21 protein-coding genes (1 of these 21 only partly in view) are annotated in these 21,582 nt (G+C 62.4%); 5 read left to right on the top strand and 16 right to left on the bottom strand.

Going from position 1 to position 21,582, the window contains the following annotated elements:
- A protein-coding gene (locus tag J5Y06_RS04620) for a M23 family metallopeptidase (protein WP_209333891.1) crosses the window boundary here: on the top strand, window positions 1-1,673 show its 3' portion. It extends 265 nt beyond the left edge of the window; 1,673 of the gene's 1,938 nt are visible here — the last part of the coding sequence; its start codon lies beyond the left edge, outside the window; its stop codon occupies window positions 1,671-1,673.
- 14 nt (window positions 1,674-1,687) lie between these two features.
- Here the strand turns inward: J5Y06_RS04620 and J5Y06_RS04615 are convergent, their stop codons facing one another.
- Both J5Y06_RS04615 and J5Y06_RS04610 read right to left on the bottom strand, forming a co-directional pair.
- A complete protein-coding gene (locus J5Y06_RS04615) occupies window positions 1,688-3,214 on the bottom strand; it encodes an MFS transporter (RefSeq protein WP_245247561.1) in 1,527 nt (508 codons plus the stop codon).
- Between the two features lie 67 nt (window positions 3,215-3,281).
- Entirely contained in the window at window positions 3,282-4,661 is a 1,380-nt protein-coding gene (locus J5Y06_RS04610; protein ID WP_209333890.1) for a L,D-transpeptidase, read from the bottom strand.
- A gap of 216 nt (window positions 4,662-4,877) precedes the next feature.
- Between J5Y06_RS04610 and J5Y06_RS04605 the strand changes: the two genes are divergently transcribed.
- Entirely contained in the window at window positions 4,878-5,132 is a 255-nt protein-coding gene (locus J5Y06_RS04605; protein ID WP_209333889.1) for a DUF3297 family protein, read from the top strand.
- Between the two features lie 130 nt (window positions 5,133-5,262).
- Complete coding sequence (locus J5Y06_RS04600) at window positions 5,263-5,682, top strand: PRC-barrel domain-containing protein (RefSeq protein ID WP_209333888.1); 420 nt, start codon at window positions 5,263-5,265, stop codon at window positions 5,680-5,682.
- A 62-nt stretch (window positions 5,683-5,744) separates the two neighbouring features.
- On the opposite strand, the gene clpB is transcribed toward J5Y06_RS04600, so the two are convergent.
- From clpB to J5Y06_RS04565, 7 genes are all read right to left on the bottom strand, one after another.
- Window positions 5,745-8,360: an ATP-dependent chaperone ClpB gene (gene clpB, locus J5Y06_RS04595; protein WP_209333887.1), complete on the bottom strand. Its 2,616-nt coding sequence runs from the start codon at window positions 8,358-8,360 to the stop codon at window positions 5,745-5,747.
- 184 nt (window positions 8,361-8,544) lie between these two features.
- Window positions 8,545-9,489 (bottom strand): DUF4167 domain-containing protein, encoded by a 945-nt coding sequence (locus tag J5Y06_RS22995; RefSeq protein ID WP_245247560.1) that lies wholly within the window; start codon window positions 9,487-9,489, stop codon window positions 8,545-8,547.
- Between the two features lie 385 nt (window positions 9,490-9,874).
- Complete coding sequence (prmC, locus tag J5Y06_RS04585; protein WP_209333886.1) at window positions 9,875-10,744, bottom strand: peptide chain release factor N(5)-glutamine methyltransferase; 870 nt, start codon at window positions 10,742-10,744, stop codon at window positions 9,875-9,877.
- A gap of 10 nt (window positions 10,745-10,754) precedes the next feature.
- Window positions 10,755-11,819 carry a peptide chain release factor 1 gene (gene prfA / locus J5Y06_RS04580; RefSeq protein ID WP_209333885.1) on the bottom strand — a complete coding sequence of 355 codons (1,065 nt, stop codon included), beginning with the start codon at window positions 11,817-11,819 and terminating at the stop codon, window positions 10,755-10,757.
- A 16-nt stretch (window positions 11,820-11,835) separates the two neighbouring features.
- Window positions 11,836-14,115, bottom strand: coding sequence for a phosphoenolpyruvate--protein phosphotransferase (gene ptsP, locus J5Y06_RS04575; protein ID WP_209333884.1), 2,280 nt, complete (start codon window positions 14,113-14,115; stop codon window positions 11,836-11,838).
- 75 nt (window positions 14,116-14,190) lie between these two features.
- On the bottom strand, window positions 14,191-15,444 hold the full coding sequence (locus J5Y06_RS04570; RefSeq protein WP_209333883.1) for an aspartate kinase: 1,254 nt from the start codon (window positions 15,442-15,444) through the stop codon (window positions 14,191-14,193).
- 189 nt (window positions 15,445-15,633) lie between these two features.
- Window positions 15,634-16,341: a hypothetical protein gene (locus J5Y06_RS04565; protein ID WP_209333882.1), complete on the bottom strand. Its 708-nt coding sequence runs from the start codon at window positions 16,339-16,341 to the stop codon at window positions 15,634-15,636.
- A gap of 165 nt (window positions 16,342-16,506) precedes the next feature.
- Here J5Y06_RS04565 and ubiG point away from each other — a divergent pair, with 165 nt between their 5' ends.
- Window positions 16,507-17,256 carry a bifunctional 2-polyprenyl-6-hydroxyphenol methylase/3-demethylubiquinol 3-O-methyltransferase UbiG gene (ubiG, locus tag J5Y06_RS04560; RefSeq protein WP_209333881.1) on the top strand — a complete coding sequence of 250 codons (750 nt, stop codon included), beginning with the start codon at window positions 16,507-16,509 and terminating at the stop codon, window positions 17,254-17,256.
- A gap of 17 nt (window positions 17,257-17,273) precedes the next feature.
- On the opposite strand, the gene J5Y06_RS04555 is transcribed toward ubiG, so the two are convergent.
- The 5 genes from J5Y06_RS04555 to J5Y06_RS04535 all read right to left on the bottom strand — a co-directional run bounded on the left by J5Y06_RS04555 (window position 17,274) and on the right by J5Y06_RS04535 (window position 20,024).
- A complete protein-coding gene (locus J5Y06_RS04555) occupies window positions 17,274-17,543 on the bottom strand; it encodes a hypothetical protein (protein WP_209333880.1) in 270 nt (89 codons plus the stop codon).
- Between the two features lie 89 nt (window positions 17,544-17,632).
- A complete protein-coding gene (locus tag J5Y06_RS04550; protein WP_209333879.1) occupies window positions 17,633-18,058 on the bottom strand; it encodes a DUF1178 family protein in 426 nt (141 codons plus the stop codon).
- Complete coding sequence (locus J5Y06_RS04545; RefSeq protein WP_209333878.1) at window positions 18,055-18,915, bottom strand: carbon-nitrogen hydrolase family protein; 861 nt, start codon at window positions 18,913-18,915, stop codon at window positions 18,055-18,057. Before J5Y06_RS04545 ends, J5Y06_RS04550 begins: the two co-directional genes overlap by 4 nt.
- Before the next feature lie 9 nt (window positions 18,916-18,924).
- The gene (gene grxC, locus J5Y06_RS04540; protein WP_209333877.1) at window positions 18,925-19,179 is read right to left on the bottom strand and encodes a glutaredoxin 3; all 255 of its coding nucleotides are present in this window, start codon (window positions 19,177-19,179) and stop codon (window positions 18,925-18,927) included.
- 77 nt (window positions 19,180-19,256) lie between these two features.
- A complete protein-coding gene (locus tag J5Y06_RS04535; protein WP_342453383.1) occupies window positions 19,257-20,024 on the bottom strand; it encodes a ComF family protein in 768 nt (255 codons plus the stop codon).
- A gap of 63 nt (window positions 20,025-20,087) precedes the next feature.
- On the opposite strand from J5Y06_RS04535, the gene J5Y06_RS04530 reads away from it, so the two are divergent.
- Window positions 20,088-20,954 carry a methyltransferase domain-containing protein gene (locus J5Y06_RS04530; protein ID WP_209334383.1) on the top strand — a complete coding sequence of 289 codons (867 nt, stop codon included), beginning with the start codon at window positions 20,088-20,090 and terminating at the stop codon, window positions 20,952-20,954.
- A gap of 7 nt (window positions 20,955-20,961) precedes the next feature.
- Here the strand turns inward: J5Y06_RS04530 and J5Y06_RS04525 are convergent, their stop codons facing one another.
- Entirely contained in the window at window positions 20,962-21,144 is a 183-nt protein-coding gene (locus tag J5Y06_RS04525; protein WP_209333875.1) for a Flp family type IVb pilin, read from the bottom strand.
- A 74-nt stretch (window positions 21,145-21,218) separates the two neighbouring features.
- Complete coding sequence (locus J5Y06_RS04520; protein WP_245247559.1) at window positions 21,219-21,527, bottom strand: hypothetical protein; 309 nt, start codon at window positions 21,525-21,527, stop codon at window positions 21,219-21,221.
- Window positions 21,528-21,582: the final 55 nt, after the last annotated feature.

The raw sequence follows: 21,582 nt of genomic DNA, 5'->3' as shown, positions 1-21,582 counted from the left end.
AGCGCGACCGCGTCGTGGCCCCGCGTGCCATTGCCCGACAAACCGACCGCCAGCGCATGGAAGTGTCGACTGTCAGTCGCCAGGGTGACCGCGACGTCATCCGCACCGTTCCCTTTATGCATGTCACCATGGCAATGGCCGAACGGGCCACCGCCAGGGCCAGCTATCCCAAATTCGATCCGCTAGAAGTTTTCGCGGAAGATGCCTCCGTGCAGACCGCCAACACGGGTCTGATCTACGGCGCGCGGGTGGAAAGCGAAGTGACGCTGAAAACGGGTGCGTTTCCGCTGGAAACCGCAGCCTTCGACGAGAAAAGCGAATTGTCGGCCGATGAGGTCGAGGATGTGGTCCGCACCACGGGCGCTATTCTGTCCGATGGTGCGATTCAGGTCGCGTCCCTGCACTATGTGGATGAAGAACGCTTCGGCAATGCGCTCGACGGGCAGATCCTGGCGCCCTACGGCGTGCGGATCGTGCCGCAGAACATGTCAGTGTTCCCGCGCGCCGGAAGCGAAACGGGTCGCGATTATGCGGAAGAGATCATTCCGATAAAAACCGACCAGTCCGTGAAAACGGCTTTGGCCAAGTTCGGCTACGATACGAATGAAGCGGAGGCCATGGCTGCATCCCTGTCCGAAGTCACGGGCGAGGACACGCTTGAAGCAGGAGCGATCCTGCGCGTCGGCCTGGAAGTCACCGGCGACCAAGGCACGGTGCTGCGCTGCAGCCTTTATGAAAAGGGCGACCACATCGCGACGGTTGCGCTCAACGACCAGGGCGAGTTCGTGGAAGGTGATGCGCCGGCGCCAAGCCCGCTGGTTGCCAGCGCCTTCGGTCAGACGCTTCCAGCGCCCGCGCGGGGCGAACTGCCGACCCTCTACGATGCGGTGAACCGCAGCGCCCTTTCCTACGGGCTGTCGCGGACCATGACCAAGCAGTTGGTGAAACTGCTTGCATCGGATGTCGACTACCAGGCGCGAATCACGCCGACTGACCGGCTGGAAGTGTTTTTCTCGCAGCCTGATGACGACAACAACAGTACGGAAGCTTCCGAGCTTCTGTACGTCAAGGCGCGCATCGGCGACGTGGAACGGGTCTTCTACCGCTTCCAGATGGAAGATGGCACGATCGACTATTTCGACGAGGACGGCCGCAGTTCACGCCAGTTCCTGCTGCGCAACCCTGTGCCGAACGGCCGGTTCACATCGAGCTTCGGGGCACGGCGCCATCCTATCCTGGGCTACACGAGAATGCACACGGGCGTGGACTGGGCGGCTCCGCGCGGGACCCCCATCATCGCGTCGGGCAATGGCGTGGTGGTGTCGGCCGGCTGGAGCAGCGGTTATGGCCGTCAAACCATTATCCGCCACGCCAACGGCTATGAAAGCTCCTACAACCACCAGAACGCCTTTGCCCCGGGGGTTCGCGCTGGCGCAAAGGTCCGCCAGGGTCAGGTGATCGGCTATGTGGGGACGACCGGCCTGTCCACGGGAGCCCACCTTCATTACGAGCTGATCGTCAACGGCACCAAGGTCGATCCGATGCGCGTTCGGTTGCCGGAAGGACGCGCTTTAAAGGATGAAGAACTTGCAGCCTTCGAGAAGGAGCGCGAGCGGATCGACACGCTGCTTTCCGATGAAGCCCAAAAAGGCTTGACGCTGGCCAGCCGCTGAACGGCGGATGCGCCTCAAGCCAGGGGCTTCTGCCCACTCTTCCAGGATGGCTGCGTCCACCACGCGACCGCGGCGGCCATGAAGCACACAACGGACGAAACGCTGGTGACGGATTGGAACGCCAGGTTGGTGGCGGCAACACGCGCAGCCTCATTCGCACCGGGGTCTGCGATCAAGGCGCCGTAATCGGGGCTGCCGTCCGGATAGGCTGCGGCAAATACCAGCCCCGCAAGCGCTCCCATACCCGCGATTGCGATTAGTCCTGCAGCGCGCGCAACGGCGTTGTTGACGCCCGACGCAAGCCCGGTGTCGTCATCGGGTACCGCCAGCATCACCGCGCTGGAAAGCGGCGAAACCAGAAGCCCCATGCCGAGGCCCATGAGGCTGAGCGCGGGAAAGGTCACTGTCCACATGCGCATGAAGGGCAAGGTCAGCGTCAGGATGGCGAAGGACACGCCAACCAAGCCTGCACCCACCGTGAGGATCCTCCGGGGTCCTTCCTGATCGGCGAAGCGGCCGGCGCGGCCCGACAGCAAGGCGATAAACACCGACAAGGGCAGAAGAAGAAGGCTGACCTCCCATTCGCGGGCGCCCCAAGCCGAGATCAAGGTCATCGGCAGAAAGAACAGAACCGCGGTAAAGGCGAAAAACAGGACCAGCGTATAGAAATTGGCGCCGGAAAACGCTTTCGACGCAAACAAGCCGAGCTTCACCATGGGCGCTTTGGCGCGCCTTTCCCATCCAAGGAACAGAACGGCCGCAAGCGCGCCGGCCAGAAGCCAGACCCACGGGGAAGCCAGCCGCTGGAACTCGGGGAGGCCGAAAGCGGTCAAGCCCCAGGCAAACGCGCCCAGGCTTGCGGTTGCAAGAAGCGCGCCGAGATAATCAAGCCGTCTTCGTTCCGCGGGCCGGTCCTGCGGGACTTTCATGAACAGCATGGCCAGCGCCACAAGGGCGATCGGCCCGTTGATGGCAAAAATCAACCGCCACATCCACGGGTCACCCAAAGCCAGCACCATGCCACCGATAAAGGGGCCGATCGCCGCCGTGATCGAGGAAAAGGCCGCCCATGTACCGATGGCAGCACCACGCGTGGCAGGCGGATAGGACTTGGCAATGATGGCTAGGCTGCCCGGCACCATGAAGGCCGCGCCAACGCCTTGAAACGCACGCAACACGATCAGCCATTGCGCGTCGGGAGCGACGGCGCAGGCAAGCGACGTCACCATGAACAGGGCTATGCCACCTGCAAAGATCGTGCGGACCCCGAAAACATCACCGGCTGCGCCGCCAAGCAGCACCAGCGACGACAAGAACAGCATGTAGGAATTGCTGATCCACTGCGCATCCACCAGACCGGCGCCAAGATCAGCCCGGATGGCGGGGATTGCCAGTGCAACAACCGATCCGTCGATGAAGCCCATGCCGGATGCGAGGATCGCTGACACGAGCACGAAAGGGCGCGCTTGGGGTGGGCAGAAGGGCCTTCCCTGCCCCTCGATCGGCGGGGTGTCGTGCAATTGCGGTTCAGCCATGTCCATGCCTGAACCTATGAGCTTCGCACGTCAGACTTCTGACACGGCAGCGACGCGAAACGGCGTTGCGACGCTACTCGATGAATTGCACAAAGATGCCTGGCTTCACGATCTTCGCGAGTTCGGCCGCATCCCAGTTGGTGAGGCGGACGCAACCATGGCTTTCCGTCTTTCCGATCTTGGACGGTTCCGGTGTGCCGTGGATGCCGTAGGTCGGCTTGTCGAGCGCGATCCAGATCGTGCCCACCGGCCCGTTCGGACCCGGGGGAATGCGCAACACCTTGTCGTTGCTGCCCTGCTTGAAATTCAACTTCGGATTATAGGTGTATTCCGGGTCGAACGCGATGCGGGCCACCTTGTGCGTGCCGGTCGGCGAAGGCGTGTCGCCGGAGCCGATTGTGGTGGGGTAGGCCGCCACGAGCTTGCCCTGCGCATCATAAGCGCGGACCTGCTTGCGACCCTTGTCGGCAACGATGCGGTCGACCTGCGCGGACACATTCTGCCCCACATTGGCGACGCGGATGATGGTGCCGACACGGTTGAAGTTGGCTTCGGGATTGAGCGCCTTCAGATAATTCTCGTCCATGTGGAAACGCTCACCGAACATCTCCGTCACGGAGGTGAAGCTCAGATGATCGAGCTTGGCCTTTTCGCCGTAATCGTCCGGCACGGACGCCACCATGGGTGCGGCCACGTCTTCGGCGGTGATCGTGTAATCCATGAAAGCAGGTCCGCCGGTCGCCGCCAGGGCGGCGTCAAGCGCTGCGCCATTGCCGATCGGCAGCGTTTCGCCGGTGAGTTCCTCATAGGCGAGCAGTGCCTTGCGGACATTGGAACCGTCATGGCCATCGATCACGCCTGGCGAAGCGCCTGCGCGATCGAGCAGCACTTGCAGCTTCGCTATGTCTTCGCTGGACTTCCGTGACGGCGCCGGTGCCACAGGAACGATCTCGGCCGGCTCGTTCGGCGTGGTTGAAGCCGTTTGCGGCGGGTTGGCGTAACCCTCGTCGAGCGGGCGGCGTTCGATGCCGGACTCACGGTAATCCTGGCCTTCCTCTGTAAGAGGATAGGCGTCGCCGTTTTCCGGGTACACCAACACTTCCCGCTCATCGATCAACGGCCGGCCGGTGTAAGGATCACGCCCCGTTTCGCGCATGTAAAGATCGCGTTCATAGGGGTCGCTGAGATTGTAGCGATCCCGCCGCACCGTCGTTCGATCTTCAACCCAGGGCGCGCGGTTGCGGGTGTTCGGGGGCTCCACCGCAATGATCTGGCCGGAAAACGCGTCCACGACGACGCGACGGCCGTATTCATCATAAAAGATCTGGATGTCGCCATTCTGGGCCAGTTGCACACCGCGCGTCTGGTCGTCACCAACAGGCGCGGATTGCCCGGGCGCCGCCAGCGCCGGCGACAGGCCGGCAGCGGTGATCAGGAAAACTGCAGCGATCATGCGTCGGATCATGGAAACCTCTGCGAAAAGCGGAACCATCACGCCACCAGCTTGGTAAACAAACGCTTACCCTGGCGTGTGAGTTCACGGAGATACCGCTTCATTCAACATGAACACGACGTGAAAATGGCGTGTTGAAGGTCAATTGATCACTTCCACGTTGGCGTTGCAGTCGGATTGCCTTATGCGGACGCGAACAAAAACCCGGGATGATCCATGACCGCATCGAACCTTCCTGACCGCCTCAGCACCGATCCGAAGAGCCCGCACTATGACGAAACGCTCATCGAGCGCGGGGTTGGCATCCGCTTCAATGGTGCGGAAAAGACCAATGTGGAGGAATACTGCGTGTCCGAAGGCTGGATCCTGGTGCAGGCGGGAAAAACGCTGGATCGCCGCGGCCGACCCATGACTATGAAGCTGAAAGGCACGGTGGAACCCTACCTGCGCGACGAAGTCGAGAACGGCTGAGCCTTCTGCGTCCGAGGTTCCGTTGCTCCGCCTGTAGGACAACCGGAGCGAGCGGCCAGAAGCGCGAGTATCGGAACTGTGTCCGTCCTCCGAGGTTGGCCAAGCACAACCAATCCGACAGGAGGCCGATATGACCTACTTCCGCACTTCTCTTCTTCTTCTGCTGCTGGGGAGCACGCCAGCCGCTGCGCAGGATCTGCCGGACCTGTCTTCCGCATCGAGCGACGCCGTTTCGGCGCTGAAGAAAGCGGCTGAGAACAAGCTGCTGATCGCCGACCTGATTGGCGCCGATGTGAAGGAGCCGTCTGGAAGGGTTGTCGGGACGATCAAAAACCTTGTGGCCATAACGGGCGGGCGCATCGTTGCTGCCCTGATCAAGCCGAGCGACAGCAGCGACCTGCTGCCTGTTCCGTTTCAGGCGCTGAAGGTCGCAAAGGCAAGCGAAACGGCGTCGGCGACGCTTCCGGATACGATGAAGAACTTGCGCAACAGTTCCGCCGTCAAGGATCTGTCGTCAGCGTTGGGTTCGGTGCTCAGCGACGACGGATAAGAAAACCAGCCGGACGCGCATGCATCCGGCTGGCCAATCTTCTCCCAAACGCGCTCGCCGCTTTAAGCCGCGACGCGTTCGCCATCGGCTTCTGTCTTGGAGCCGGTGACATAGAAGGTCAGCCGGTCGGAACCGGCCGAAACCTTCACGGTCGAGCCATCCGGCACGTCCCCGAGCAGAATCTTCTCGGCGAGCGGATCCTGCAACTCCTTCTGGATCACGCGCTTGAGCGGGCGCGCGCCATAGGCAGGGTCGTAGCCCTTGTTGGCGAGCCAGTCTTGCGCGTCCGGCTCCAGCGTGATGGTGATCTTGCGATCGGCCAGGAGCTTGTGCAGGCGCTCGAGCTGAATCTCCACGATGCGTCCCATGTCCTGCCGACGCAGCCGGTGGAACAGGATCACCTCGTCGATACGGTTCAGGAACTCCGGCCGGAACGAGCCACGCACCACCGACATGACCTGGTCACGGGCAGCGTCCGCTTCCTGGTCTTCGGCCAGGTTGACGAGATATTCCGCGCCAAGATTGGACGTCATCACGATCAGCGTGTTGCGGAAGTCGACCGTACGGCCCTGTCCGTCCGTCAAGCGACCGTCATCGAGCACCTGAAGCAGCACGTTGAAGACATCCGGATGAGCCTTTTCGATCTCGTCGAACAGGATCACCTGGTAAGGCCGGCGACGCACGGCTTCGGTCAGCGCTCCACCTTCCTCATAGCCGACATAGCCGGGAGGCGCGCCGATCAGGCGAGCCACCGAATGCTTCTCCATGAATTCCGACATGTCGATGCGCACCATCGCGGTCTCGTCGGCAAACAGGAAGTTTGCCAGCGCTTTGGTGAGCTCGGTCTTGCCGACACCCGTGGGGCCGAGGAACATGAAGGAGCCGATCGGCCGGTTGGGATCCTGCAAGCCCGCGCGGGCACGCCGCACGGCTTTGGAGACGGCTTGAACCGCTTCGCCCTGGCCGACAACGCGCTTGCCGATCTCGTCTTCCATGCGCAGAAGCTTTTCGCGCTCGCCTTCCAGCATTTTGTCGACGGGAATACCGGTCCAACGCGACACGATATGCGCGACATGATCGGGCGTGACGGTTTCTTCCACCATCGAGCCGCGATTTTCCACCGCCTCGGCTTCCACCAGCTGCTTTTCGAGCTGCGGGATCTGACCATAAGCGAGCTCGCCCGCACGCTGGAATTCACCTTTGCGCTGGGCAATGGCGAGTTCGTTGCGCGCTTCATCGAGCTGGCGCTTGAGGTCGGCGGCAAGACCAAGCTTCTGCTTTTCCGCCTGCCACTTGGAGGTCAGCTGGGCGGACTCTTCTTCCAGCGAAGCAAGCTCGCTTTCCAAGCGGTCAAGACGATCCTTGGACGCTGCATCCTTCTCGACCTTCAACGCTTCGCGCTCGATCTTCAGCTGCATAATGCGGCGGTCGATCTCGTCCAGCGCTTCCGGCTTCGAATCGACCTGCATGCGCAGCCGCGACGCGGCCTCGTCGACCAAGTCGATCGCCTTGTCGGGCAGAAAACGGTCGGTGATGTAGCGGTTCGACAGGGTTGCAGCCGACACTAGCGCGGAGTCCGAGATCCGGACCTTGTGGTGCTGCTCGTATTTTTCCTTCAAGCCACGCAGGATGGAGATCGTGTCCTCGACGGTGGGTTCACCGACAAACACGGCCTGGAAGCGGCGGGCGAGCGCCGGGTCTTTTTCCACATGTTTGCGGTATTCGTCCAAAGTGGTTGCGCCGACGCAATGCAGTTCGCCGCGGGCCAGCGCAGGCTTCAGAAGGTTGGATGCATCCATCGCGCCTTCGGATTTGCCCGCGCCAACCAGCGTGTGCATTTCGTCGATGAAGAGGATGATGTCGCCATTGGCCGAAGTGACTTCGGACAGGACGCTTTTCAGCCGCTCCTCGAATTCGCCGCGATACTTCGCGCCGGCAATCAAGGAGCCCATGTCGAGCGCCATCAGTTGCTTGTCGCGCAAGCTTTCCGGCACGTCGCCATTGACGATGCGCAGCGCGAGGCCTTCGGCAATCGCCGTCTTGCCCACACCGGGTTCACCGATCAGAACAGGGTTGTTCTTGGTACGGCGCGACAGGACCTGGATCGTGCGGCGGATTTCGTCGTCGCGGCCGATCACCGGATCGAGCTTTCCTTCACGCGCGTCTTTGGTAAGGTCGCGGGCATACTTCTTCAGGGCGTCATAGCCCTGCTCGGCGGAAGCCGAATCGGCGGTGCGGCCTTTGCGCAAATCGTTGATCACGGTGTTTAGAGCGGCAGCCGTCACGCCCGCCTTGGCAAGAATGTCCGCGGTCTTGGCGGACTTCTCGACGGCAAGCGCGGTCAGGAGTCGCTCGACGGTGACAAAGCTGTCCCCAGCCTTCTTCGCAATGTCTTCGGCTGTGGTGAACACCTTGGCGAGCGGCTGCGCGAGGTAAAGCTGGCCGTTGCCGCCTTCCACCTTGGGCAGAGCTTCGAGCGCGGCTTCGACGCCAAGCTGCACGTCCTTTGGACGGCCGCCGGCACGCTCGATCAGGTTCGACGCGAGGCCTTCCCCATCATCGACGAGCACCTTCAGGAGGTGTTCGGGCGTGAACTGCTGGTGGTTGCGCGACAGCGCCATGGTTTGCGCGGACTGGATGAAGCCGCGCACGCGTTCAGAGTATTTCTCGATGTTCATGATGGTCCCTTCCCCTAGCCGGCCCGCTTTGCGGCACCGGATCAGTGTCAGATGACGGGCCGCCGGAACGGCCGACCCTTGTTCAAAGGGCATATGGGGGGTGGCCGAAGCGGGCTCAAGAACGCGTGAACGAAAAATGGCGGAGCTTTCGCCCCGCCATTCAAATTCCAACCTGATGCGTCGATCAGCTTGCGGTTTCGACGGGCCGGTCTTCGCCGGCGCCCTCGACCGGCGCATCGCCGGCTTCCCCCTTGGGGGTGCGCGGACGGCGCGGACGGCGCGCGCGCGGCGCGGGCTTGTCTTCGCCATCGGTCGATGCCACGGCGGCATTGGCTTCGCTGGCAACGCTCGGCGTCACCACCACTTCGCCGTCCTGAGCGGCCGCTCCGTTGACGTGCCCGGCAGCCGGCGCGGCCTCAGGGGACGCCGTCGGCTGGTTCTGCACGCTCTGTGCTTCACCATAAGCGACTTCCGCGGGAACACCTTCAATGACAGGCTGCGGACCGCTGCCATCGCCGCGCTGGCGATCGCCGCGCTCGCGGAACGGACGGCGCTCGCGAGGTTCGCGGCCTTCGCGAGGCTCCCGTCCTTCACGGGGCTCACGCCCTTCACGGGGCTCACGCCCCTCGCGGTGGCCGTTGAAGTCGCGATCGCGGCGCTCGTTCTGGTCGCGCGTTTCGCGCCCTTCCGTGGATTGCTGGCCATCCTGGGCCTGCACGGGCTGCTCGGACGAACCGCCGTTGTTCGGCTGGTTCTGCGGCACTTCCATGCCGTCATTGTCATCGTCGATATCTTCATCAAAGTCGCTGCGCTGGTCGCGTACGGGCGGCTGCGGCATCGCAGCCTGGGCTGCGGCAATGATGCGGTTGTAGTGCTCGGCGTGCTGCAGGTAGTTTTCGGCCATGACACGGTCGCCGGAGCTGGTCGCATCCCGAGCCAGCGTCGTGTATTTTTCGGCGATCTGCTGCGCGGAACCACGGATCTTCACATCCGGGCCATTGCTTTCATAGCTCCGCGTCAGCGGATTTGGGCCCTTGCGGTTATGATTGTGATTGTTGTTGTTGTTGTTGCCGCCGTTATTATTGTTGTTGCGGCCGCGCATGCGCCGGTTTTGCTGTTGTGGCCTCATTCTAGTTCTTTCTGACCTGGCTCATCGACTGAGAGGAAAAATTGGCAACCGAAACGGCTACGCCCTGACAACGCAGATGAAGCGTCATCACTGGACGGACCGTTTAGCCGGTTGTGTGGTGGTCTGCCGCGCTTCGCGCGATGCAACCATCTGACGTGACGTCATTGTATCCTAGTCACTTGCCGGACGATCCTCGCACGAAGCAAAGGCGTTTCCTCACGCAAGAAGGCAGTATCTGTTTGTGATCCCGAATCGGTAACGGCACTGCCTGCTTCGTCGTCCGGTACGTTCGACCCTAGACACAAAACCGCACCTTGCCAAGTGAATTCCATTCAATCCCTTGTCTGCGCTACGTTTTAAGCGGATCTGCGTCTGCAGCCAGGCGTCATCCAGCTTGCCGATCATCCTGACTGAACAGCATCACACGGTCATGACCGGATAGATCGTGAACCGTGTTTATCCACCAAAACCCGCTGGCCTCGAAGAGGGCTCGAACCTGTTCCTGTTGGTCCCAGCCGATTTCCACTGCGATGCGTCCGTCCTCATCGAGGTAAGCGCCGGCATCGCGCGCGATGATCCGGTATGCCTGGAGCCCATCGTCCCCGCCATCTAAGGCGCGAAGCGGATCATGATCAGCGACTTCGCGGTCGAGAAGGGGGAGGGCGGCATGGGGTATATAAGGCGGATTCGACACGATGGCGTCAAACGAGCCGCTCACGCGCGAAAACCAATCGGACAGGAGCGCTTCGAAGCGTCCGCCCATCCCATTGATGTGGGCGTTGCGTTTGGCAGTTTCAAGCGCATCAGGGGAAATGTCGACGCCAACCGCGGACAGGGCCGGAACCTCACTCAACAGCGCCAAGGCAATCGCGCCCGTTCCCGTGCCGAGATCAAGAACGCGTGCCGCGCCTTTTTTCTCAGCCCGTTCGCCAAGAAACGGCAGGATCGCATCAACCAGCACTTCCGTATCAGGCCGGGGTTCGAGCGTTTCCTTAGAGAGCGTCAGGTGGAGCCCGTGGAACGCACGGAATCCAAGGATCCGGTGGACGGGCTCACCCCGAAGGCGCCTTCGCTGCGCATCGGCAAGCGCCTGCACCTGCGCTTCGCTTAAGGGTCGGTCTGGTTCGCGGATGAGGCTGAGCGCGTCGACGCCACCAAGATGCTCCACCAAAAGGCGCGCATCGAGATCAGCGCTCGCAAGCTCCGCGTCACGAAAAGCCTGCCGAAGCATGCGCAGGGCAACGGCTGCTTGCATCACGCGCCGTTCAGCCGTCGCCAAGCGAAAGAAGAAGTGCAGACTGATGGTCGGCGATCAGCGCGTCGAACAACTCGTCGAGGTCGCCTTCCATCACGCGATCGAGCTTGTAGAGCGTGAGATTGATGCGGTGGTCCGTCACGCGGCCTTGCGGAAAATTGTAGGTGCGGATGCGTTCCGACCGGTCGCCCGAACCGACCTGCAGCCGCCGTGCTTCCGAGCGCTCGTCGGCTGCCTTGCTTCGTTCGGCATCGAAAAGCCGCGCCCGCAGGATCTGCATGGCACGCGCCCGGTTCTGGTGCTGGGATTTTTCCGCCTGCACCACGACGATGCCGCTTGGGATGTGCGTGATGCGCACCGCCGAGTCCGTGGTGTTGACGTGCTGTCCGCCCGCTCCTGACGCGCGCATCGTGTCAATGCGGATGTCCTCGTTGCGGATTTCGATGTCGATTTCTTCGGCTTCCGGCAACACGGCGACCGTTGCCGCGGATGTGTGGATGCGGCCTGATGCTTCGGTTGCCGGCACACGTTGGACACGGTGGACGCCGGACTCGAATTTGAGCTTGGAAAACACGCCGCGGCCCGAAACCGTTGCAATGATCTCCTTGTAGCCTCCTGCGTCGCCCTCGCTCGCCGACACAAGTTCCACCCGCCAGCCCTGCCCCGAGGCGTAGCGCTCGTACATGCGAAACAGGTCGCCCGCAAAGATCGCTGCCTCGTCGCCTCCAGTCCCGGCACGGATTTCAAGAATCGCATTCTTGGCATCCGCCGCGTCGCGGGGAAGAAGAAGGATCTGGATCTCGGCTTGCAGCGCTTCGATGCGGGCTTCCACGGCAGGAATATCGGCTTCCGCCAGTGCGCGCATTTCCGGTTCTGCCAACATGACATCAAGATCCGCTCGCTCCGCCGTTGCCGACTGCAAGGCGCGGATTTTGCCAGAAATCTCCTGCAGTTCCGCGTATTCCGATGCGAGCTTCACATAGGTTTCCGCATCCGGACCTTGTGACATCTGTGCTTCAACATAATCGAAGCGCCGAAGCATCTGGTCCATGCGCTCGGCAGGAAGGCTGATCATAGACAATCCCGAAACTTTAGAGCGGTACGAGCGGCACGTCGTGCGCAGCCGCAAAGGCGTGCAGGTCCGCACGCAGCGAATGCTTAGCGTTCGGCCGCTGCAACAGCCCGTTCATGCAAACCTCGAGATCAGCCACAGGCAACTCTCGCAGCATGGCCTTCACGGGCCCGATCGCAGCGGGCGACATGGAAATCGAGCGGAACCCGACACCGATCAGCGCCATCGCCGAAAGCGGTCGGCTCGCCATCTCGCCGCAAAGCGTCACGGGGGTGTCAGCCTTGGCGCCCGCTTCCACGATCTGCTTCAGAACGCGCAGGAAAGGCGGCGACAAAGGGTCAAAGCGGTCCGACAAAAGCGCACTGCCACGGTCCGTGGCGGTAATGAACTGGAACAGGTCGTTGGACCCCACCGAAACGAAGTCCACGGCGCTCATCAGTTCCTCGAGCTGCCACATCAACGACGGGACTTCCAGCATCGCGCCGAGCTTCACCCGATTCGGGAGATGATGCGCAAAACGGCTGAGATGGCGCACCTCGCGGTCGATCAAATCCTTTGCGCGCAGGATCTCGTCCACTTCCGTGACCATCGGCAGCATCACGCGCAGTTCGCGACCGCCGGCGGCTTTCAGGAGCGCGCGCATCTGAGTCCGCAGGAAACCGGGGCGATCCAGCGTCAAGCGGATCGCACGCCATCCAAGTGCGGGGTTTTCCTCGTTCACGGCACCCTTGAAATAAGGGAGCACCTTGTCGCCGCCGATATCGATCGTGCGGAAAGTGACCGGCTTTTCTTTCGCGGCATCGAGGACGTCCCGATAAAGCCGTTCCTGCGCTTCGGCGCGCGGGAAGGTGGCGGCCACCATGAACTGCAGCTCGGTCCGGAACAGCCCGATGCCGGCTGCGCCCGATTCCGCCAGTTGCGGCAGGTCGACCGCCAGTCCGGCATTCATCAGGAGATCAACGGACACCCCGTCTCGTGACACAGAAGGCTCGCCGCGCGTTTCACGGTAAAGCTCCTGGCGGCGGGCGCGAAACCGCACCTTCTCCGTAAAGGCGGCCTCGATGTCCGGCTGCGGGCGCAGGTGGACTTGGCCTTCTTCGCCGTCAACGATGATCGCGTCGCCGTTTTCGGCCATGGACACAACGCCCTTGACCTGCCCGGCAACGGGAATGCTCATCGCGCGGGCCACGATCACCACATGGCTGGTGATCGACCCGTCTTCAAGCACCAGTCCGCGCAGGCGGTCGCGAGGATAATCGAGAAGTTCGGCCGCACCCATGGAGCGCGCCACGACGATTGCATCGCGCGGCAGCGCCTCGCCAAGGCCGTCACCGGTGCGGCCAAGCAACTGGCGCAGCAGGCGGTTGGCGAGGTCGTCGAAATCGCTCATCCGCTCGCGCATGTAAGGATCGGTCATGTGCTGCATGCGGGCGCGCATGTCGCTTTGGACCTTTTCCACCGCAGCTTCCGCCGTCAAACCGTTGCGCACGGCTTCTTCCAGCCGGCGCACCCAGCCGCGGTCATGAGCAAACATCCGGTACGCTTCGAGCACCGCCCGATGTTCGCCCTCGAAGGCAACATCGCGGCGCGACAGCATGTCGTCGATCGATAAACGAAGCGAGCCAAGCGCTTCGTTCAAGCGGCCAAGCTCCTCGTCACTGTCTTCGTTGAAGAGGTTCGTCACCACAACGCGCGGTTCATGCAGCACGACATGGCCGAGCCCGACACCTTCGTTGAAGGACAAGCCGGCAAAGCTTGCCGGGCGCGTGAGGTCAAGCTCGAGTCCTGGCCGGGTCAGGCGGTTCAGATCGCCAGTGGCAATCATTTCCGCGATCACCATGGCGGTGGTTTCCAGCGCCTCGACCTCGTCTTCCCGGTACTGACGCATGGTCCGGTTCTGGACCGTCAGGACACCCAGCGTGCGCCCCGCACGCAGCACCGGCACGCCGAGAAACGAGTTGTAGATTTCCTCGCCCGTTTCCGGGAGATACGCAAAGGCCGGGTGGCGCTGGGCGTCCGTCAGGTTCAGGGCGCGCGCGGACGCTGCAATCGTGCCTACGAGACCCTGCCCCAGCCGCAACTGCGCCAGGTGAACGGAGCCCGGGTTCAGACCTTCGGTGGCATAGAGTTCAAGAACGGAGTCCGAGCGCAACACGTAAAGCGAGCAGACTTCGGCAACCATCTGCTTGGCGATCTCGCGAACAATACGATCAAGCCGCTCCTGCGGCTCCAGCGCTTCGGCCATGAGCTCGCGCAGGCGCTTCAAAAGCACTCGCGGTCCTGCGGCCTGGTTCGGCATCGCTTGTTTCACCTCAACGGCCAACGGAGGATCTCCGCCTGCCACCTACCCTCACCATGGAGGTTTAGACTTAAGCTAGTGCTTGTCCAGCCCATACACGGAATGGAGCGTGCGCACGGCCAGCTCGGTATAAGCGGCATCGATCAGGATGGAGATCTTGATCTCCGAGGTCGTGATCGCGCGAATGTTGATGCCCCGGTCGGCCAGCGCCTTGAAGGCCGAAGCCGCAACCCCGGCGTGAGAGCGCATGCCGATCCCGATCACCGAGATCTTGGCCATGTTGCCTTCGGACTGAACGACATCAATGCCAACATCCTTCTGGATCTGGTCCAGTACGAGCCGCGCTTTGTCGAGATCGCCGGCCGGAACCGTGAAGGTCATGTCGGTGCGCGATCCATCTTCGGAGATGTTCTGCACGATCATGTCGACGTTAATGTTGGCTTCGGCGAGCGGCATGAAAATTCCGGCAGCCACCCCCGGGCGGTCGGACACGCGCCTGAGCGAGATCTGCGCCTCGTCCTTTGCGTATGCAATTCCGGTAACGACCTGCTGTTCCACGATTTCATCCTCGTCGCAAATAAGCGTCCCGGGCGGGTTGTCGAAGTCGCCCATTCCGGGCGCGTGAGGGTCCTCGAAGGAGGAGCGCACGAAGGTGCGCACCTTGTGCACCATGGCGAGCTCTACGGAGCGCACCTGCAGCACCTTGGCGCCCAGCGAAGCCATCTCGAGCATCTCCTCGAACGAGATCCGGTTCAAGCGCCGCGCCTTAGGTTCGATGCGCGGGTCGGTCGTGTAAACGCCGTCCACGTCGGTGTAGATGTCGCAGCGATCGGCCTTCACGGCCGCAGCAATCGCCACCGCGCTCGTATCGGAACCGCCGCGGCCGAGCGTTGCAATGCGATTATCCGGCCCGAGGCCCTGGAAGCCGGCAATCACCGCGACCTGGCCGAGGCCGAAGCGGCGCACCAGTTCGGACCCGTCGATGTCGGTGATGCGGGCTGCGCCATGCGCATTGTCCGTGCGGATGGGGATCTGCCAACCCTGCCAGGAGCGCGCGTCGATGCCGATATGCTGCAGCGCGATCGCAAGGAGGCCGGCCGTGACCTGTTCACCGGAAGCAACAACGGCGTCGTATTCGCGTGCATCGTGCATGGGCGACGCATCACGCGTCCAGGCGACGAGCTCGTTGGTCTTGCCGGACATGGCAGAAACAACAACAGCCACCTCGTGGCCTGCATCGACTTCGCGTTTGACGTGCTGGGCAACCACACGGATGCGGGCGATGTCAGCGACGGAGGTTCCGCCGAACTTCATCACAATACGCGCCACGGCCTGCTGCCCCTAAGATAATCAGCGCAACCCCGAAATGGTACCTGGCGCCTGCACGAAACGAAGCCCGCAACAACAGCGGGCGGATGCGGCGCTTCCATACCCAAATCAGCAGAACCGTGCAAGCAACCGGCTAAGAAGCCCGGGGGATGGAAATCGCGGTCCGTTGGAAGCTTCGAAGCACCGCTTTCACGGGCGCGCCGTGGCGGATCCACCAAGGCTTGGGGGTGCCTTGCGAGCAGCCAAGTGACGGGCTCGTACGGTCGCTTCATCAATGTCGCCGGCCTCAAATCGAGCCGGCAGCAACCCGGCGGCGGTGAAGCACTCGCCCGACGCGGCTGTTTTTTCCGGCACGATCTGGTAGCGCAGGTCACGGATTTCAGTGCCGCGGTAAAGAAACATTGCAACGCCGTCATGCGTGGCGCCGCTCGAAGGATCCACCAAGGCGAAGGAAAACGAGGCGCGGTTCCAGCCTTCGTCCATCGGATCCGACCACACCCGCCCGGGTCGCACCACGATGTCCCATGAGCTGCTGGTGTCGGGCAAGGAGCCGGCGCGAACAACATCAGAAGTGACGGGGATCAGCTCTCCGTCCATGGTAATGAACCCCAGCCACACGGAAGGAAACTGGTGGGACTTCTTGCCCGACCCCTGCCCCTCCCCAAGGGGTGGACGCATCTCCATCGGCGTCTCGTCGATGAGCAGCCCGCCACGGAAGGGTTCGAGCGCCGCGCTGCTGCCGGGGGCTGGGAAAAAAGCGGCATTCGGCATGATCCACGTCACCGCGTTGCCCCGTTCCGGCTGCTCGAAGCTGAACGGCGTCCGCATCTCTACGGCCGGGGAGCTGGAACTCCCGATAAGTCCGGCAAAAGCCGAAGCAAACCAAAGGCGTTTCATCGTCCCTGCACCGCGCACCATGACCAAAGTCAGCTAGCGCCTTTGCGTGAGCGGCGCCATCACTTCATTTCCCACGTCTCATGTGCTTCGCCAACCGGGGTTTTCGATGGCCTTGACTTCCGCCGCCGCACAACCGACTTGAAGGCGCTCATTGGAGACAACGCCATGGCGGAAATGGTCAGAACCACCATCGATGCGGCGGAAGTGGACCGCTTCTCGCGACTTGCCGCGGAATGGTGGAACCCAAAGGGCAAATTCAGCCCTCTGCACAAATTCAACCCGGTCCGGCTGGCTTACATCCGCGACCAGGTGGCAGCCCGCTTCGGGCGCAACGCCCAGGGTGCCAAGCCGTTAGAAGGCTTGCGCGTTCTTGATATTGGCTGCGGTGGCGGGTTGCTGTGCGAGCCGATGGCCCGGCTCGGTGCGACGGTGGTGGGCGCGGATGCGTCGGAAACCAACATCGAAGTCGCCAAGCTGCATGCGGCCGAAAGCGGTTTGTCCATCGACTACCGGGCGACCACCGCTGAAGCGCTTGCCGATTCCGGCGAGCAGTTCGACGTGATCCTCAACATGGAGGTGGTGGAACACGTCGCGGACATCGACCTTTTCGTCGCCAAATGCAGTCAGATGGTGAAGCCCGGCGGGATCATGTTCGTGGCAACCATCAACCGGACCCTGAAGGCGCTGGGCCTTGCCATCTTCGGCGCGGAATACGTGCTCCGCTGGCTGCCCCGCGGCACCCACCAGTTCAACAAGCTCGTGCGCCCCGAGGAACTGGAAAAGGCGTTGAGGGATGCCGGCCTCGTGGTGATCGACCGGTCCGGCGTGACCTACAACCCGCTGTCGGATCGCTGGGGCCAATCCAAGGACATGGACGTCAACTACATGGTTCTGGCGGAGCGGCCATCAGCCTGATGTAGGTGGCAACCGGATCATTCGCCCAGTTCCTTGACGTGAACGGGAGCACCCGGTTGTTGCTGATCCAGGCTTTCACGGTAGCGCACGCAGCCGCGCATGAACGTGGGCCAGGGCGGCACGGCGATCGCAGGATCGACCTTTTCCGGCAGCAGATCCCAAAGATCCGGGTGGTGCCAGCAAAGTTCATGGCCGGTGGTGTCTCTGTGGGCCCGAATGGCAGTCCGAAGCCGCATCACCTCGGCAACGAGCTGATCGCGGGAAAGGGACGCGAGATCATTGTCCAAGCTGGCCTCCTGAGCGTGAGTTCATTTGCAGATGCTCACCATAGCGCACTGCGGGGAGTTTGTTAGACAAGCTGGGAAAGTGTCGACGCCTAGTTCTGGTCTTCCGGCAGGCTCGGCAGGGGCATGAAGGCGACGCCATCCTCAGCCAGGCCCTTGGCTTCTTCGAGCGTCGCCTCGCCATAGATGCCACGCGCTTCCGTTTCGCCGAAATGGATCTTGCGGGCTTCCTCGGCGAACTTGTCGCCGACATTCTCTGCGCTTTCGCGGACCTTGCGCGCCAGGTCCTGCAGCTGCGCCAGCATCTTCGCCTGCTCGGCAGTAGCCGCCACGGCCAGCTTTTCCTTGCGCTTTGCCGTCGAAACCGCCGGCGCCATCAAGGACTTCTCCACGTTGGCGGAGCTGCAGGCGGGACACGTCACGAGGCCGAGCTCTGCCTGTCGATCGAAATCTGCGCCGTTGCGAAACCAGCCGTCGAAGGCGTGGCCGCCGTCGCATCGAAGGGAGAATGAAATCATTCCGCTGCCTGCGCCTGCTCCGCGGCGGGAGTTACATGGACGGTAAAGTCGCGTGTGTTCTTGAGGTTGGGGATCTTGGCGCGCGCTTCGGCAACCTGCGCGGTGTCGATCGTAGCTGTGATCACCCCCGGCGCGTCGCCATCCGCTTCGGCCAGGATGCGGCCCCACGGATCAACGATCAGCGAATGGCCATAGGTTTCGCGTCCGTCGGCATGGCGGCCGCCTTGCGCGGCGGCCACCACAAAGGCGCCATTCTCAACTGCGCGAGCTCGCAAAAGAACATGCCAGTGCGCTTCCCCGGTTTGGCGCGTGAACGCGGCCGGAACCGACAGGATTTCCGCGCCAGCCAATGCCTGAGCGCGAAACAGGTGCGGAAAACGCAGGTCGTAGCAGACGGCCAGACCAAGCCTTGCAAAAGGAAGCTCCGCGACGATGCTGCGTTCGCCCGGTTCGTAGGTCGCCGATTCGCGCCAGCTTTCGCCATTGTCGAGATCCACGTCGAACATGTGGATCTTGTCATAGGTGGAAATGCGCTCACCGCCCGGCCCGAAAAGGAGGGCGCGGTTGGCAACCTTGCCGCCTTCCAGCGCGATCGCCGTTGAGCCGACATGCAGGGTGATCCCGAGTTCCGACGCGAGACTCCCCGCCTTTCGCGCAACAAGATCGTCCACTTCCGGCCTGAGCGCTGCGCGCAGCGCCGCCCGGTCGCGCATCAAGGCACCGGTCATTTCCGGCGTCTGGACGTAGGTCGCTCCGCAACCGGCCGCATCGCGCACCAGCGCTTCCATCGCAGCGACATTTTCCGCCACATCCGTTGAGGATCGCATTTGAACGGCGGCTGCAACAAAGACGGTCATCGCAGCGCCTCAGGCTGCCAGAAGCGGGTCGAGCTTGCCCGCCGCATCCAGAGCGTGGATGTCGTCCGAGCCGCCGACATGCTGGCCGTTGATGAAGATCTGCGGAAAGGTCGAACGACCGGCCTTCGCGATCATTTCCTGGCGCAATTCCGGCGAAAAGCTCGCATCATGCTCGGTATAGGATACGCCCTTCTTGTCGAGCAGCCGCTTGGCCGCAGAACAATAACCGCAGCCCACCCGGGTATAGATCACAACATCAGCCATCAACTTGGTCCGCGCTCATCTTGAGCCGTCTATATAGAGAGAGGAAGGCGCCACCGGAAGCCCCGGCAGCTTCCCGATCAAGGCTCTAGGTCGTCCGCTGAAAAGCTGTCCGGCAGCACGCGGGAAAAGGTCAGCACATCCACGGCCGCCGCTCCGCCCCTCAGGAGCGCGCGCGAGACCGCGCCCACCGTTGCGCCTGTTGTGTAAACATCGTCCACCACGAGCACGCGCTTGTTCTTCAACAGGATGCGCCCTTTTTCGGTCACCTGAAAGGCGCCGCGGACATTGTCTTCGCGCTGTTTGGCGCCGAGCCCGACCTGCTGGCGGGTGGCGCGCCGCCGCAGGATCACGTGCGGGGCGAAAGGTCGATCCGCCAGTCCGGCCAGGCAGCGCGCGAGTTCCGCTGATTGGTTGTAGCGGCGCTGGAAGAAGCGGCGGCGGTGGAGCGGAACTGGAACAATAAGGTCGGCATCGGCGAGCAGTTCGCCACCGCTTCGAAGCATCCACTGCGCCATCCACGGCGCGAGGTCGGTTCGGTCGCGATATTTCAGATCAGCTGCAAGACGCCGCGCCAAGCCAGTATGCACCGCAACCGAGCGGGCCCGCGCGAAAGGAGGCGGATCGGCAATCGCCTCCAGGGAAACGACGCCTTCGCCCAAATCGGCGTCAAACGGCGTGCCGAGCACCGGACAAAATGGTCGCTCGATGCGCCGCAAGGATGGCCAGCAGCGGCCACACAGGCTGCCGGGTTGCGCTAGTTCCGTTTGGCAGCCAAGACAGCTGGGCGGAAACAACACCCTTCCGAGCGCTTGGAAAACAGCAGCGGGGCCACTCCCGAACTTGATCGACGCTGATCCAAACACGAAATGAGCCCAACACCCGCAACGGCCAACTTCAAGGTGCACCGCTTGGAACAGATTGTCGACACGGCTTTGGCCTTGAGAAACAAGCTTCGGTCACTGGAAGCGGGAACCGCGGGTGACGCCGATTTCCTGATGCGCCGCGCTGCGGAGGATCTGGAAGATCGTTTCGCCACAGTGCAGCGCCATTTCACGCGTGCGGCGGCCTTGTTTAGCCAGACCCGCCATGCGGCCGATGTGCTCCGTCGAAGCGGCAAGGTGGACGCGGTCGTCCGGGTCGAGGCGGACGCCCGGCTGCTTGATGAAAACGACGGCCTTGTTGCAAAGCCTGAAGTCCTGCCGTTCGAACCGGAGTCTTTGGATTGCGCGGTGTCGCTGCTTTCGCTGCATGAAGCCAATGACATCCCTGGCATGCTGATCCAGGTTCGTCGCGCGCTGAAGCCGGACGGACTGTTTCTGGCAGCCCTTCCCGGCGCGGGCACGCTAAGCGAGTTGCGCGACACCCTGCTCGGAGCGGAAGCTGAACTTGCCGGCGGCGCCAGTCCGCGCGTTCTTCCTTTCCTGGACGTGCGCGATGCAGGCGCTCTTCTCCAGCGCGCGGGCTTCGCTTTGACGGTAGCCGACCTGGAAACGGTCACTGTTCGCTACGATGATCTCTTTGCCTTGATGCGCGATCTGCGGGCTATGGGCGCGGCCAATGCCCTGACGGCACGCAGCCGTCGCCCGCTCACGCGCGCTTTCCTCGCCCGTGCAGCGGAAATCTACGCCGCTCGCCACGCCGATCCGGATGGGCGCATCCGCGCAACGTTCTCGTTTGTGTGGATGTCGGGGTGGGCACCCCATGCTTCACAACAAAAGCCGGCCGCGCGCGGCAGCGCAACGGCCTCCCTTGCAGACGTTCTAAAGAAGCACTAGCGGCCGCTCAGTCGGGTCCATGAATTCCTAGCGCTTGGATGAGGCGACTGTTGTTGTTTCCCCACAAGAAGGTGAGTGCATCGCCGGCATTTCCGAAGCCCACAAGCATCGCCAAAGACAGAACAGCGATCAGCAGGCCGTATTCCACTAGGGAGACACCCTTTTCATCTGCGAGAAATCGCCGGAACATCTTGGTTGCCACCCTCTGCTTCGCTCTTTATGCCCGCGAAGGCGTTAGAAAAGGTTAAGACGGGTGGAGAGAAGTTAACAATCGCCGTTGCGGCTGCCATTTGCGCGGATGACGCATACAGCATTCGGACTTTTCGACAGGACGCTGCGGCGGATCGTGTAGCTGCCAGCCGCGCCGATGCTTCCCGTGCTGGCGTAATCCAGCGCGGCACCACGCGCAAACACCGTGCGCTCGTCGCGCGCCACCATCGGGGCAAGAAACAGGGCTAACGCAATGCCGGCCGTGCTGAACAGAAGGGCGAAACGAACCATTGCCGAACCAAGCGCTGAAACCAGCGCTTCGTGACCGCTCGCCTCATCGTTCTGTTGAGGGTAACCGCGCATCTTCAGAACTCCCCGCACCGCTTCTTTGGTCAAAATTTCACGAGCACCTGAAGGA

Source organism: Tianweitania sediminis (genome assembly GCF_017813335.1).
Lineage (GTDB): Bacteria > Pseudomonadota > Alphaproteobacteria > Rhizobiales > Rhizobiaceae > Tianweitania > Tianweitania sediminis.
Note: the sequence above shows the minus strand (reverse complement) of the source record. Positions and strands in the feature narration are given on the sequence as shown.